This is a genomic window from Rhizobacter sp. Root1221, from assembly GCF_001425785.1.
Lineage (GTDB): Bacteria > Pseudomonadota > Gammaproteobacteria > Burkholderiales > Burkholderiaceae_C > Rhizobacter.
Window position 1 is genome coordinate 24453 of the sequence record NZ_LMDI01000011.1, and the last position, 12835, is coordinate 37287.

A 12835-nucleotide genomic window follows, 5' to 3' on the forward strand; every position below is an offset into this window, starting at 1 on the left:
TTGTCATCCCATTGGCGAAAGCCGGGACGACAAGCTAGCCCATCCAGCGGGCAGTGGCCGCTTCGACCACCGCGGAGAGCGGCAACCCCGCCTGCCGCTGCTTGCGCAACCAGCTGGCGTCGTTGCCTTCGAACAGGCTGTCGCGCAGCAGGTTGCTGGCGTCGAGGGCTTTCAGGTCCAGCGCATGTTCGTCGATGCGGGCCAGCGTGCGGATGATGTCGTCGCGCAGCTTCGAGCGTTGCTTGGTCTTCGGGTCCACGATCTCGCCGTCGAGGCCGAAGCGGCAGGCCTGGAAGCGGTTGAACGTGTAGACGAGGTAGTCGTCTTCCGTGGGCTCGAAGGGCCTTTCGTTGCGCAGGTAGCTGCACAGGCACTGCAGGTAGCAGGCGAGGGCGGCGGCCTTGTCCACGGTGAGCGGGGTGTCGCACACCCGCAGCTCGATGGTGCCGAACTCGGGCTTCGGGCGGATGTCCCAGTAGAAGTCCTTCATCGACTTGACGACGCCGGTGCTGGCCATCTTGTCGAAGTACTGCCCGAACTCGTCCCAGCCCTGCACGAACGGGGCACGGCCCGACAGCGGGAACGCGAACACCGAGTTGAGCCGCGCCGAATCGAAACCGGTGTCCACCCCCTGCACGAACGGCGATGACGCGCTGAGCGCGATGAAGTGCGGCACGTAGCGCGACAGCGCGTGCAGCAGCCACAAGGCCTTGTCGCCGTCCTCGCAACCCACGTGCACGTGCTGGCCGAACACCGTGAACTGCTTGGCGAGGTAGCCGTACAGGTCGTTGAGGTACTCGAAACGTTCGGTGGGGAAGATCTGCTGGTCGCTCCAGTGCTGGTACGCGTGGGTGCCCCCACCGGCAATGCCGATGTTGAGCCGGCGCGCGGCCTGCGACAGCTGCTCGCGCAGGTCGTTCAGTTCGGCACGAAGCGGCGCATGTTCGCGCTGCACGGAGCTGCCGATCTCGATCATGCTGCGGGTGATCTCGGGCTTCACGTCCCAGGCGCCCGGGTGTTTCTCGAGCAGGCGCAGCAGGTCCTGCGCGTGGGGCGACAGGTCGAAGTCGTGGTTGCTGACGAGCTGCAGTTCCAGCTCGACACCGAGGGTCAGCGGCTCGGACGGGGTGAACTCGGCCAGCGGCATCAGTGCTCCTTCGTGTTGGCGTGCGGGCACTCGTCGGCCAGCGACTTCAGCGCCCATTGCGCGAGCACCGGGCCCACGAGGTGCAGCAGCGTGGTGGCGATCAGCAGCGCCTGCAGCATGCGGCCTTCGACGCCCGGCAGCTCGGCAGTCCAGCCGAGGGTGTCGGCCGTCAGCAGCACGGCCAGGCTGCTCATGGGCTGCAGCGCGAGGATCAATGCGAACGCCTGGCGGCCGCTCAAGCCGCTGGGCCGTGCGAGCACGGCCACGGCAAACGCCTTGCCCGCCAGGCGCGCGGCCACGAGGGCCAGCACCCATGGCCACAGCGTGGCGATGCCGTCGAGCGTGAACAGCATGCCGAGCGAGATGAACAGCATCACGCCGAGCGCCGCCCCGGCCGAACCGAGGTGGGGTTCGACCGTCAGCATGTGGCCCATCTTGCGGCGGGCGGCCATGCCCGCCACCAGCAGCGCGAGCAGCGGGGAGAGTTTCCATTGCGCCGCCAGCATGGCCGCAAGGATCACGACGGCGATCTGCAGCACCGGGGCGGCGGCCACGCCACGGATGGCCTCGCTCAGCTTGGCCAGCAGCCAGCCGGCGGCCATGCCCAGCAGCAGCGATCCACTGACGACAAACACCGCACTGGTGGCGGCGTTGAGCAGGTCGTCGCTCCAGGTGGGGGCGTCGGCCGCGGCCAGCACGCGCCACGCCTTGATGGCCACCATCGTCAGCACGCAATTGATGGCCGTGGTGATCAGCAGGCGCTCGGTGACCTGGCCACGCGGGCGCATCTCGTGCACGAGGCCGAGCGTGATCACCGGGGACGTGGACATGGCCACCGCCCCGGCCAGCACGGCGGACACGAGGGGTACCCCCATCGCGTGCATCACCACCGTGACGGCGATGCCCGCGAACGCCCCTTCGAGCACGCAGGTGAGCGCGAGCGACGGGTTGTCGATGAGCCAGCGGGGCCGGATGCGGCTGCCGAGTTCGAACACGAGCACGCCGATGGCGAGGTCGATCAGCGGCTTCCACGGGTCGAGGTCGGTGCGCTCGAGCAGGCGGAATGCCAGCGGGCTGGCGAGCGCGCCGGTGATCATGTGGCCGAGCATGCGCGGCAGGTGCAGGCGGCGGTGCAGCGCTTCGCCGATCACGACGGCGAGCAGCAGCACGATCGCAAAACCGAGCACCGGGTCGGCGCCACGCAGGCCGTCGAGCGTCCACAACGCCGAGGACGGCGCCGAGGCCGGCGCGAGCCAGGTGTCGATGGCAGCGGTGAGGGGCATGGGCAGGAGGACGTCCGTTGAACTGGAGGAGCGGGGCATCGTAGCCGACGATCCGGGCGCCCGAGCGGGGCCTGGGGGCTTCGGAGGTCTTTATGATGGCGGCCCTTGAAAGACGCGCGTGGCGCCCCTATATCTCCGGGGCCCGCGCTGTGTAGTTCCCGCTTCGGCGCCAGTCAATCGCTTCACAAGACGACCATGGACAAACAAACCCTTTCCTTCCAGGCCGAGGTCAAGCAGATCCTGCACCTCGTTACCCATTCCCTGTACTCGAACAAGGAAATCTTCCTGCGCGAGCTGGTGTCGAATGCATCAGACGCCTGCGACAAGCTCCGATTCGAGGCGCTGAACCACGCCGAGCTGTACGAGGACGCGCCCAACCTCGAGGTGCGCGTGAGCTTCGACAAGGACGCCCGCACCATCACCATCCGCGACAACGGCATCGGCATGAACGCCGAGGAAGCGGTGTCCCACCTCGGCACCATCGCCAAGAGTGGCACCCGCGAGTTCATGAGCAAGCTCGAAGGCGACCAGAAGAAGGACGCGCAGCTGATCGGCCAGTTCGGCGTGGGCTTCTACTCGGGCTTCATCGTGGCCGACCGCATCACGGTGGAAACCCGCCGCGCCGGCACCAAGCCGGAAGACGGGGTGCGCTGGACGTCCGAGGGCAGCGGTGACTTCGAGGTGGAATCCATCACCCGTGCCGAACGTGGCACCGACGTGATCCTGCACCTGCGTGCCGAGGAAGATGAATTCCTCAGCGCGTGGAAGCTCAAATCCATCATCGGCAAGTACTCCGACCACATCTCGCTGCCCATCCTGATGCAGAAGGACGAGTGGGACGCCGAGGCCCAGAAGCAGGTCACGAAGGACGAGTGGGCCCCCGTCAACAAGGCGGCCGCACTGTGGACGCGCAGCAAGAGCGACATCACGCCCGAGCAGTACGCCGAGTTCTACAAGCAGATCAGCTACGACACCGAGGCGCCGCTCGCCTACACGCACAACCGCGTGGAAGGCCGCAGCGAGTACACGCAGCTGCTGTACGTGCCGGCGAAGGCCCCGTTCGACCTGTGGAACCGCGACAAGCGCGGTGGCGTGAAGCTGTACGTCAAGCGTGTGTTCATCATGGACGACGCCGAGGCGCTGATGCCGGTGTACCTGCGCTTCGTCAAGGGCGTGATCGACAGCGCCGACCTGCCGCTGAACGTGTCGCGCGAGCTGCTGCAGGAAAGCCGCGACGTGAAGGCCATCCGCGAAGGCTGCACGAAGCGCGTGCTGGGCATGCTCGAGTCGTTGGCCAACCACGAGGACGAGGCCGAGCGCGCCAAGTACGCCGCCTTCTGGAAGGACTTCGGCACGGTGCTCAAGGAAGGCATCGGCGAAGACCACACCAACCACGAGCGCCTGACGAAGCTGGTGCGTTTCGCATCCACGCATGCGGAGGAGGGCGTTTCGCTGGCCGACTACGTGGGCCGCATGAAGGAAGGCCAGGAGGTCATCTACTACATCACGGCCGACAGCCTGGCCGCCGCGAAGAACAGCCCGCAGCTCGAGATCTTCCGCAAGAAGGGCATCGAGGTGCTGCTGCTGATCGACCGCGTTGACGAGTGGATGCTGAGCCACCTGTACGAGTTCGACGGCAAGTCGCTGCAGAGCGTGGCCAAGGGTGCGGTGGACCTCGGTTCGCTGCAGGACGAGGCCGAGAAGAAGCAGGCCGAGGAAGCCGCCGAGGCGTTCAAGCCGGTGCTCGAGCGCCTGAAGGAGGCCTTGAAGGACCGCGCGAAGGACGTGCGCGTGACCACCCGCCTGGTCGATTCACCCGCCTGCCTCGTGGTGGAAGAGGGTGACGTCAGCGCCCACCTGTCCCGCATGCTGAAGCAGGCCGGCCAGACGGCACCCAAGTCGTTGCCCACGCTCGAGGTGAATGCCGAGCATGTGCTGGTCAAGCGCCTGGACGGCAACGCGCACTTCGACGACCTGGCGCACATCCTGTTCGACCAGGCGCTGCTCGCCGAAGGCGGCCAGCTCGAAGACCCGGCCACCTACGTGCGCCGTGTGAACGCGCTGCTGACGTCGGTCTAGGGGTAGGACGGAGGCGCTTCGCGAAGTGCCTCCACCTGGTCGAGCAGGCGAGTGGCCTGCTCGTTCCAGTAGCCTCGCCCGCCGAACCACGGGAACGCCACCGGGAAGGCCGGGTCGTTCCAGCGGCGGGCGATCCAGGCGCTGTAGTGGATCATGCGCAACGTGCGCAGCGCTTCGATCAGGCGCAACTCGCGCCAGTCGAATTCCATGAAGTCCTCGTACCCTGACAGCAGGTCGTTGAGCTGGCGGCGCATGGCCACGGGCTCGCCGGACAGCAGCATCCAGAAGTCCTGCACGGCCGGGCCGTTGAGCGCGTCGTCGAGGTCCACGAAGTGCGGGCCGGCCTCGGTCCACAGCACGTTGCCGGTATGGCAGTCGCCATGCAGGCGCAATGTGCGGCACGGTCCCACCCGGTCGAAGCATTCGCGCACGGCGTCCAGCGCGGCATCCACTGCCTGTTTCCAGCCCGATTCGGCGTCGAGCGGGATCAGTTCGGATGCCAGCAGCCAATCACGTGGGGCGGTGCCATGTGTGGCGATGTCGAGCGACAGCCGGTGCTCGAACGGCTTTTTCGCGCCCACCGCATGGATGCGCCCGATGAACCGGCCGATCCACTCCAGCACCGCCGGGTCTTCCAGTTCCGCGGCCCGGCCCGACCGGCGGGCGGCCACGGCGAAGCGGTAGGTCTGGCCGGAGACGTCGAAACGGGCGAGGGTGCCGCCGCCATCCAGCACGAGGGGCGCGGCCACCGGGATCTCGGCCTCTTGCAATTCGAGCGCGAAGGCGTGTTCCTCGTGGATCTGTGCGTCGGTCCAGCGGCCCGGGCGGTAGAACTTGGGCACGACCACCGACCCGTCCTCCAGGAACACCTGGAAGACGCGGTTTTCGTAGGAGTTGAGCTGGATCAGCCGGCCGTCACCGCGCAGGCCCACGGTGTCGAGGGCGTCGAGCACCGCCTCGGGGGTGAGGCCCGCGTACGGGGTGTCGGAGTCAGGGAGGAGGGGCGAGGACATGCGCGCATCGTACGACGCGCAGCGGTCAGCGCCGGCTGCCGGAGCCGATGCGGGGGTCTTCGTCGTCGACGATGCCGCCGATGTCCTGGCCGAAGCCGGACGACCGGGCCCCGGCCGACTGGCCTTCGGGCCGGTCGGACAGCACGCTGAAATCGCTGCCGGCAAACGCCGAATCGAAGCGGCTGTCCATCGCAAAGAACGAATCCTGGAACAGCGTGGAGTCCTGCCAGAGGGCCGTGCGTTCGGCACGGCGGTTGGCCACCGTGCTCGCGAGGCTGTCGCGGGCCTGGTTGAGCGACGGCACGGGCAGCGGGGCTCGGGTGGCCGCGCCGCTGTGCGGCACGAGCAACTGCAGTTCACCGACGGACGGCAGGTGGTCCGCCGGGCACACGAGGTACCGAACCCGGCATGCGTCGAGCACCGATTGCTTGATCTTGTGCACGCGGTTGGAGTGGCCGCGTTCGGCCTCCAGGTCGATCGCGGCGAGCACGCGGCCATTGGCACTGCACACGGCAAAGGTCACGTGGTTGGAGCCGAGCAGTTCGAACCAGTAGCGCACCTTGGTTGCGTCGGTGGGCTGGCAAAAGCGCACGAGCGGCAGCTTCGACAGGATGATGTGGTGCGGCAGGGCTTCGCGGAGCAGGCGGTAGATGCGTCGTTCGTCTGCGGTGAATACAGGGCGGCCGGTGAGGTCCCAGGTTTCGGGCAACGGCTTCGGCGCCGCCGGCTTGCGGCCCCGGAGGATCAGGATGGTCAGCAGTGGCATGACGATGGCCACGGCGACAACGACGATCCAGGGCAGGAATTGATTATTCACAATACAGACTCGGGGCCCGGCCACCCGGGAGGGATGGTCCGATGGACAAATGCTTCATGGAATGCTACCCCCCGCTGAGCCGTGTGTTACATCCCCGACTTGGGTGTGCTGAAACACCCCCAATCGACGGATTCCGGAGCTGGCAACGGTCACTCCGAAGCGATCCGGGCCTTCTCGGCAATGTGGTCGCCAACATCGCGGACGAGCCCCATCAGTTCACCCATGCGCCGAGCGTGAACTTTGAAACGGAAATCGAGTTCAGCCGCGTGTTGGCCCACCAGCTCATCGACCCGGGACACCAGGTCGTCGGGCGGCAACTTGAGCCACGCGGCCGATTCCGAGCCATCGCGTTCGACGGTGGCGCCTGCGTTGGCCGCGATCTTCAGCATGGCGGCATTTTCGCTCAGCGCGTGGATGAACAGGCGGGTGCAGCCCCGGTTGCGCGCGTGCAGCATGGCGCGGTCGAACAGGCGGGCACCGTAGCCCCGGCCGCGGGCCTGTTTCAGCACCGACACGCCGAACTCGGCGGTGGCCCGCTGCTCGGCGGACTTGGCATCGGGCGAATAGGCCAGGTGGGCCATCGCGATCAGCACGAGGTTGCGGTTGAAGATGCCGAACAGTTCGTCGCGGTCGAAATCGAGACCGTCCACATAGCGGCGCACCTGCTCGTCGGTCGCGGCAAAGCCGAACCTCAGGTAGCGGTCGTGGGGTTCCAGCGCCAGCAAGTGCAGCGCGGCGCGCTCCCGGTGGCGGGGCGCCAGGGAGCGGATGGGCACCCATTGGAACAGCGCGGTGTCGGCGGTTTTCATGATGTTGGGGAAGACTGGAAGGCACTCTAGCATTCATTGTGCGGCGCAGCAAAATGGTCGGCGATGCGCCGGGCGGGGCGTCGAAGTGGTGGCTGACCTGAACATGGGATACACTTGAAGGCTTTCCCGCTTGGGCTCTGGGAAAGAAGGCGGGGGAGTCCCCTGCAACAACGGTCCTGGAAGTGAGAGGCTGCCGCATCACATGAGCAGCACCGAACGCCCCGGCCCGTTCCTGTTTTGAGCCTGTTTCGAAAGATCCTCATGAAGACCTTCAGCGCCAAGCCGGCGGAAGTGACGCACGAGTGGTATGTGATTGACGCCACCGACAAGGTGCTCGGACGAGTTGCCAGCGAAGTGGCTCTCCGTTTGCGCGGCAAGCACAAGGCCATTTACACGCCTCACGTCGATACCGGCGATTTCATCGTCATCGTCAACGCCGACAAGATCCGCGTCACCGGCAACAAGGCCACGGACAAGGTGTACTACCGCCACACGGGTTTCCCGGGCGGTATCTACGGCACCAAGTTCAAGGACATGCAAGCCAAGCACCCCGGCCGCGCGCTGGAAAAGGCCGTCAAGGGCATGCTGCCCAAGGGCCCGCTCGGCTTCGCGATGGTGAAGAAGCTGAAGGTGTACGCAGGTGCCACGCACCCGCACACCGCCCAGCAGCCCAAGGCGCTGGAAATCTAAGGAGCGGTGATGATCGGAAATTGGAACTACGGTACCGGCCGTCGCAAGTCGTCGGTCGCTCGGGTCTTCATCAAGAAGGGCACCGGCCAGATTCTCGTGAACGGCAAGGCCGTCAACGAGTATTTCGGTCGCCAGACCTCCATCATGGTCGTTCGCCAGCCCCTGGTGCTGACGGCCAACGATGCAGCCTTCGACGTGAAGGTCAACGTGCGTGGTGGTGGTGAGTCCGGCCAAGCTGGCGCGGTTCGCCACGGCATCACCCGTGCCCTGATCGACTACGACGCGGGCCTCAAGCCGGCCCTCAAGCAAGCCGGGTTCGTGACCCGCGACGCGCGTGAAGTCGAACGGAAGAAGGTCGGTCTGCACGGCGCTCGTCGCCGCAAGCAGTTCAGCAAGCGCTGATCGACCCCGAAACCCCGGCGGCCGCACAGTGTGCGGTTTCTCACGGGTTTCACCACAAAGGCCGCCTCCGGGCGGCCTTTGTGTTTTTTGACCCCGTTTGCGGACACATCCGCAAGGTTTGGTCACAGCCCCGTGACGAGGCGACTCCTACAATCGCCGGCTGTCCTCACTCTCCTTTGTATGCGCTGGAAGTTGCTCCGTCGCCGTTTGTCGATCAGCGCCCCGCGCATGATCGTCCGCAGCCACCTGCCGTGGCCGCTGCGCTGGATCGCCTTCGCGCTGATGCTCGGTTTTTCCGCAGCCCTCGGCTTGTGGGCCTTCGAGTTCGGCAAGAGCATCGCGGGGCTCGACCGCAGTGCCAAGGCCGAACTCGCGGCGCTGCGGGTCGAGGTGGAGAAGCTGCGGTCCGAGCGTGAAGGGGCCCAGTCCATCGCCAACACGGCGGAGAGCCTGCTGCGTACCGAGAAGGTGGCGCAGGAGAGGCTGGCCCAGCAGCTCAAGCAGGTCGAGACCGAAAACCTCGGGCTGAAGGCCGACCTCGGCTTCTTCGAGCGGCTGCTGCCGTCCACCGGCGCCGAGGGGCTCAGCGTGCGTGCGCTGCAGGCCCACGCGCAGTCGGCCACCCAGACCAAGTTCCAGGCGTTGCTGATGCAGATCGGCAAGAACCAACCCGAATTCGTGGGGCGTTACGAGATCCAACTGAGTGGTTCACTCGACGGCAAGCCGTGGGTGTACCCGCAGCCGGGCGGTCCGCGCCTCCTGCAGATCAAGCAGTCACTTCGTCTGGAAGGGTTGATCGACCACCCTGAAACGGCCGTGGTAAAAACCTTGCAGATCAAGGTGACCGACAAGCAGGGCACCGTCCGGGTCACCCAGACGGTCAAGCTGTAAACCTTGGGCGTCGTTGGCCCGATCACCGGAGAACCTCATGTTCACAAAGAAAAAACAGCCGCCGATCCGCACGCTGATCGGCGAAGGCACCGTCATCGTTGGTGAGTTGCGGTTCACAGAGGGCCTGCGCATCGACGGCGAGGTGCAGGGCGACGTGATCGCCACCGAAGGCAGCCACAGCATCCTCGTGATCAGCGAAAAGGCCCGTGTGATCGGCCGTGTGAAGGCGGGCCACGTGATCATCAACGGCAGTGTCGAAGGCCCGGTCCAGTCCGACGAACTGCTCGAGCTGCAGCCGAAGGCCAGCATCGTGGGCGATGTGCGGTACCAATCCCTTGAAATGCACCAGGGCGCCACCATCAATGGTGAGTTGCAGCCCCTCAAGGCCGACGAAAAGGCCCCGCTGATCAAGTTGGCCACAACCAATGCAGGCAGCACGCCTACGGCCGCAGTGGGATAATGGCAACCATCCGTTTTGATTGACCCGCTTTTCCAGGAGACGCCATGAGCGCCGTTGCTGAACACGTTTCGACCCCTGCCGACGAGGCGCCCCCGGTGCCCCTGGTCTTCACCGACAGTGCCGCCGGCAAGGTCAAGGAACTGGTCGACGAGGAAGGCAACCCCGACCTCAAGCTGCGCGTGTTCGTGCAAGGTGGCGGCTGCTCGGGCTTCCAGTACGGCTTCACGTTCGACGAAATCGTCAACGAAGACGACACGCAGATGAACAAGAACGGCGTCACGCTGCTGATCGATGCCATGAGCCTGCAGTACCTGGCCGGCGCCGAGATCGACTACAAGGACGACCTGCAAGGCGCCCAGTTCGTGATCAAGAACCCGAACGCCACCACCACCTGCGGTTGCGGTTCGAGCTTCTCGGTCTGATCCTTCGGAACCGTGCGATGGCCGCCTGCGGGCGGCCTTTCCTTCATGTGGCCCGGTGTCGGGCTCAAGCCGGGTAACGGGCGCCCAGCACACGCGGGCCTGATGCCCCGGTGACCGACGGCAGGTTGCCCGGCAGCTGGTGCGTGTGGGCCCACGCCAGCCACGCGAAGGCCGTGGCTTCCACCTGCATGGCCGGCAGGCCCCGCACGTCGGTGCTTTGCACGGCCACGCGGGGCAGGTGCTGGGCCAGCCGCTGCAACAGGTGGCGGTTCAATGCACCTCCGCCACACACGAGCAGTTTCTTTGCCGTGGCCGCCTGCGTGAGCACGGCGTTGGCGCAGGTGATCACGGTGAGTTCGCACAACGTGGCCTGCACGTTGTCGGCGCGCATGCTGCCATCGATCTGGCGCAGGCGGCTGGCCAGCCATTCGGCGTTGAAGAGGTCGCGGCCCGTGCTTTTCGGGGGCGGCAGCGCGAAGAACGGTTCGTCGAGCAGCAGGTCGAGCAGGCGCGGCTGCACCTGGCCGCTGGCGGCCCAGTCGCCGTTGGCGTCGAACGGGCGCCCGGTGTTCTGCTCGCACCAGAGGTCCATCAGCACGTTGGCCGGGCCGCAGTCGAAGCCGCGGGTCTGCCCGTCGGCCGACAGAACGGTGAGGTTGCTGATGCCACCCAGGTTCAGCACCGCGCCGGCTTCGCCGGGGCGTCCGAACAAGGCGCGGTGGAATGCCGGCACGAGCGGAGCCCCTTGCCCGCCGGCGGCGATGTCGCGGCTGCGGAAGTCGGCGATGACCGCCACCCCGGTCAACTCTGCGAGCAGCGCCGGGTTGTTGATCTGCAGCGTGTAGCCGGGTTGGTTGTCGATGCGCGGCTGGTGGCGCACCGTCTGCCCATGGGCGCCGATGGCCACGACCTGCGCAGGTTCCCAGGGGCCGGTGGCGCACAGTTCGCTGACGACCCGCGCATACAAGTGGGCGAGGGCGTTGCCGGCCAGCTGGGCCCGGTGGAGCTCGTCGGCGCCGCCCGCGGTGTTGAGTGCCAGGAGTTCCGTGCGGAGCGCTTCGGGGAACGGGTGGTGCGAGTGCGCGAGCACTTTCATCGACCCGAGCCCGGACGGGGCCGCGCGGCCGCTGGGGTCCTCGGCGGCAAAGTCCACGAGCACCCCATCCACGCCGTCCAGCGACGTGCCCGACATCAGACCCACGAACAATTCAGCCATGGGTCGATTGTGCCCGGGCAACGTGCCGTGTGGCTGTGAGCGGTGGTGAGCGCGTGCTCAGTCGAGCAGGGCGACCGTGTGGCTTTCCGCGGCGACCGCTGCCTGCAACTGCTGGCGGAATTCCTTGGCCACGGTGGTGAACTTGGCTTGCGAAGCGGCCGACAGCGTCACGGCTTCGGAGGCCTTTGCGATCAGCAGCGGATCCTGGTGCTGCCCTTTCACTTTCAGTTCGAAGTGCAGGTGCGGCCCGGTGGCCCAGCCCGTGGCGCCCACGTTGCCGATCACGGCGCCCTGTTCGACATGCTGGCCCACGCGCACGCCGATGCGGCTCAGGTGGCCGTACAGCGTGGTGCGGTCGTTGGCGTGCTGGATCTGGATCACGTTGCCGTAGCCGTTCTGCCAGCCGGCGAAGGTGACGGTGCCGTCACCCACGTTGCGCACCGCGGTGCCGGTGGGGGCGCCGTAGTCCACACCGAGGTGGGCGCGCCACTTCTGCAGGATGGGGTGGAAGCGCATCGAGAACCCCGAGGTGACCCGCGAGAATTCCATCGGGCTCGAGAGGAACGACCGGCGCTTGCTCTGGCCGTCGAAGCCGTAGTAGCCGCCCTTTTGCGTGCCGTCCTGGAACCACACGGCGGCATGGGCCTTGCCGTTGTTGACGAACTCGGCAGCCAGCACGCGGCCGGACGACTGGTTCCAGCTGACGGGTTCGCCGTCGGCCGTCAGGGCTTCGTAGACGACGCTGAAGGTGTCGCCCTTGCGCAGTTCGCGGTGGAAGTCGATGTCGGTGGAGAACATCTCGGCCAGCTGGGTGGCCACCGGGTCGGGGATGCGGGATTCGTCGGTGGCCGCGAACAGCGAGCTGCGGATGGTGCCGCTGCCCAGGCGCACCTGGGATGACAGCGGCGCGGTTTCCACCATGGCGATGAAGCCGTCCTTGAAGCGGGTGACACGCAGGCGAGAGAAGTGGGTGCCGGCCTGGTCGGCGTTTTCGGCCGGGTAGCGGGCCACCAACTCCTCGAGCAAGCCGGTTTCACCGGTGCGGACCTGCAGCATCTTGCCCACCCGGCCCTCGAGCAGCTTGCGCGCGGTTTTGTCGGTGCGCAGGAACGAGGCGGCAGCGGCATCGGCCACGTTCAGGCGGCGCATCACGCTGTCGACCGTGTCGGCGCTGCGCGTGACGTCGCTGCGGTAGAGCTGCAGCGGGTGATTGGCCAGGGCTTCCAGCTGCACGGAGGTGTCGTCCGGGGTGACGATTTCGGTCACCAGGCGGCGCGGAAGGTCGGATGCGTCGGGCGCCATGGGCGCGATACCGAACGCGGTGACTCCAAAGCCCATCAACGCCACGACGACGGCCGAGGCCAGGCTGCGCGGGTGGTTGTGGATGAACTGGCGGGTGCGTGAGCCGGTGGTGGCGACCGCGCGATCAAGATTTTTCAACGAGCTCAATTTTGATGCGGGGCACGGGGCCCATCTGCAAGCGACAGCCGGGGGCGGCGCGCTCTGGTTTATATCGCTACCCGGGGTGTCCACTAGAATCGCGGACGCCGGGCAGATCCCAACTTGTTGCAGTGGAGAACCATCGGGGTGCCGCAGTATAGCGAGC

At 66.5% G+C, this 12835-nt stretch carries 13 protein-coding genes; 6 read left to right on the forward strand and 7 right to left on the reverse strand.

Features of this window, described 5'->3' with window-relative positions:
- Positions 1 to 34 precede the first annotated feature (34 nt).
- Both ASC87_RS09245 and ASC87_RS09250 read right to left on the reverse strand, forming a co-directional pair.
- A complete protein-coding gene (locus ASC87_RS09245) occupies positions 35 to 1147 on the reverse strand; it encodes a YbdK family carboxylate-amine ligase (protein ID WP_056659920.1) in 1113 nt (370 codons plus the stop codon).
- A complete protein-coding gene (locus ASC87_RS09250) occupies positions 1147 to 2430 on the reverse strand; it encodes a cation:proton antiporter (protein WP_235582118.1) in 1284 nt (427 codons plus the stop codon). The genes ASC87_RS09245 and ASC87_RS09250 overlap by 1 nt, the downstream gene beginning before the upstream one ends.
- A gap of 195 nt (positions 2431 to 2625) precedes the next feature.
- Between ASC87_RS09250 and htpG the strand changes: the two genes are divergently transcribed.
- Positions 2626 to 4509: a molecular chaperone HtpG gene (htpG, locus tag ASC87_RS09255; RefSeq protein WP_056659923.1), complete on the forward strand. Its 1884-nt coding sequence runs from the start codon at positions 2626 to 2628 to the stop codon at positions 4507 to 4509.
- On the opposite strand, the gene ASC87_RS09260 is transcribed toward htpG, so the two are convergent.
- The 3 genes from ASC87_RS09260 to ASC87_RS09270 all read right to left on the reverse strand — a co-directional run bounded on the left by ASC87_RS09260 (position 4506) and on the right by ASC87_RS09270 (position 7148).
- Positions 4506 to 5522, reverse strand: a complete 1017-nt coding sequence (locus tag ASC87_RS09260) for a serine/threonine protein kinase (RefSeq protein WP_056659926.1) — start codon at positions 5520 to 5522, stop codon at positions 4506 to 4508. The two genes, htpG and ASC87_RS09260, sit on opposite strands and share 4 nt — an antisense overlap.
- Before the next feature lie 25 nt (positions 5523 to 5547).
- On the reverse strand, positions 5548 to 6339 hold the full coding sequence (locus tag ASC87_RS09265; protein WP_157603928.1) for a DUF2726 domain-containing protein: 792 nt from the start codon (positions 6337 to 6339) through the stop codon (positions 5548 to 5550).
- A 149-nt stretch (positions 6340 to 6488) separates the two neighbouring features.
- Positions 6489 to 7148 carry a GNAT family N-acetyltransferase gene (locus ASC87_RS09270; RefSeq protein WP_056659932.1) on the reverse strand — a complete coding sequence of 220 codons (660 nt, stop codon included), beginning with the start codon at positions 7146 to 7148 and terminating at the stop codon, positions 6489 to 6491.
- Positions 7149 to 7409: 261 nt separating this feature from the next.
- Here ASC87_RS09270 and rplM point away from each other — a divergent pair, with 261 nt between their 5' ends.
- The 5 genes from rplM (at position 7410) to erpA (ending at position 10013) form a co-directional block, all read left to right on the forward strand.
- On the forward strand, positions 7410 to 7838 hold the full coding sequence (gene rplM, locus ASC87_RS09275) for a 50S ribosomal protein L13 (protein ID WP_056660240.1): 429 nt from the start codon (positions 7410 to 7412) through the stop codon (positions 7836 to 7838).
- Positions 7839 to 7847: 9 nt separating this feature from the next.
- A complete protein-coding gene (gene rpsI / locus ASC87_RS09280; RefSeq protein WP_056659935.1) occupies positions 7848 to 8240 on the forward strand; it encodes a 30S ribosomal protein S9 in 393 nt (130 codons plus the stop codon).
- Positions 8241 to 8468: 228 nt separating this feature from the next.
- Positions 8469 to 9131: a DUF6776 family protein gene (locus ASC87_RS09285; RefSeq protein WP_235582119.1), complete on the forward strand. Its 663-nt coding sequence runs from the start codon at positions 8469 to 8471 to the stop codon at positions 9129 to 9131.
- A gap of 37 nt (positions 9132 to 9168) precedes the next feature.
- Positions 9169 to 9591: a polymer-forming cytoskeletal protein gene (locus tag ASC87_RS09290; RefSeq protein WP_056659941.1), complete on the forward strand. Its 423-nt coding sequence runs from the start codon at positions 9169 to 9171 to the stop codon at positions 9589 to 9591.
- A gap of 44 nt (positions 9592 to 9635) precedes the next feature.
- A complete protein-coding gene (gene erpA / locus ASC87_RS09295; protein ID WP_056659944.1) occupies positions 9636 to 10013 on the forward strand; it encodes an iron-sulfur cluster insertion protein ErpA in 378 nt (125 codons plus the stop codon).
- A 64-nt stretch (positions 10014 to 10077) separates the two neighbouring features.
- Here the strand turns inward: erpA and ASC87_RS09300 are convergent, their stop codons facing one another.
- Both ASC87_RS09300 and ASC87_RS09305 read right to left on the reverse strand, forming a co-directional pair.
- A complete protein-coding gene (locus ASC87_RS09300) occupies positions 10078 to 11229 on the reverse strand; it encodes an anhydro-N-acetylmuramic acid kinase (protein ID WP_056659947.1) in 1152 nt (383 codons plus the stop codon).
- A gap of 57 nt (positions 11230 to 11286) precedes the next feature.
- The gene (locus ASC87_RS09305; protein ID WP_056659950.1) at positions 11287 to 12669 is read right to left on the reverse strand and encodes a M23 family metallopeptidase; all 1383 of its coding nucleotides are present in this window, start codon (positions 12667 to 12669) and stop codon (positions 11287 to 11289) included.
- Between the last annotated feature and the right edge of the window lie 166 nt (positions 12670 to 12835).

Excerpts from the sequence above, each read along its gene's own strand:
- ASC87_RS09245 (WP_056659920.1), bottom strand. The coding sequence starts at position 1,147 with ATGCCGCTGGCCGAGTTCACCCCGTCCGAGCCGCTGACCCTCGGTGTC.
- ASC87_RS09250 (WP_235582118.1), bottom strand. The coding sequence starts at position 2,430 with ATGCCCCTCACCGCTGCCATCGACACCTGGCTCGCGCCGGCCTCGGCG.
- htpG (WP_056659923.1), top strand. The coding sequence starts at position 2,626 with ATGGACAAACAAACCCTTTCCTTCCAGGCCGAGGTCAAGCAGATCCTG.
- ASC87_RS09260 (WP_056659926.1), bottom strand. The coding sequence starts at position 5,522 with ATGTCCTCGCCCCTCCTCCCTGACTCCGACACCCCGTACGCGGGCCTC.
- ASC87_RS09270 (WP_056659932.1), bottom strand. The coding sequence starts at position 7,148 with ATGAAAACCGCCGACACCGCGCTGTTCCAATGGGTGCCCATCCGCTCC.
- rplM (WP_056660240.1), top strand. The coding sequence starts at position 7,410 with ATGAAGACCTTCAGCGCCAAGCCGGCGGAAGTGACGCACGAGTGGTAT.
- rpsI (WP_056659935.1), top strand. The coding sequence starts at position 7,848 with ATGATCGGAAATTGGAACTACGGTACCGGCCGTCGCAAGTCGTCGGTC.
- ASC87_RS09285 (WP_235582119.1), top strand. The coding sequence starts at position 8,469 with ATGATCGTCCGCAGCCACCTGCCGTGGCCGCTGCGCTGGATCGCCTTC.
- ASC87_RS09290 (WP_056659941.1), top strand. The coding sequence starts at position 9,169 with ATGTTCACAAAGAAAAAACAGCCGCCGATCCGCACGCTGATCGGCGAA.
- erpA (WP_056659944.1), top strand. The coding sequence starts at position 9,636 with ATGAGCGCCGTTGCTGAACACGTTTCGACCCCTGCCGACGAGGCGCCC.
- ASC87_RS09300 (WP_056659947.1), bottom strand. The coding sequence starts at position 11,229 with ATGGCTGAATTGTTCGTGGGTCTGATGTCGGGCACGTCGCTGGACGGC.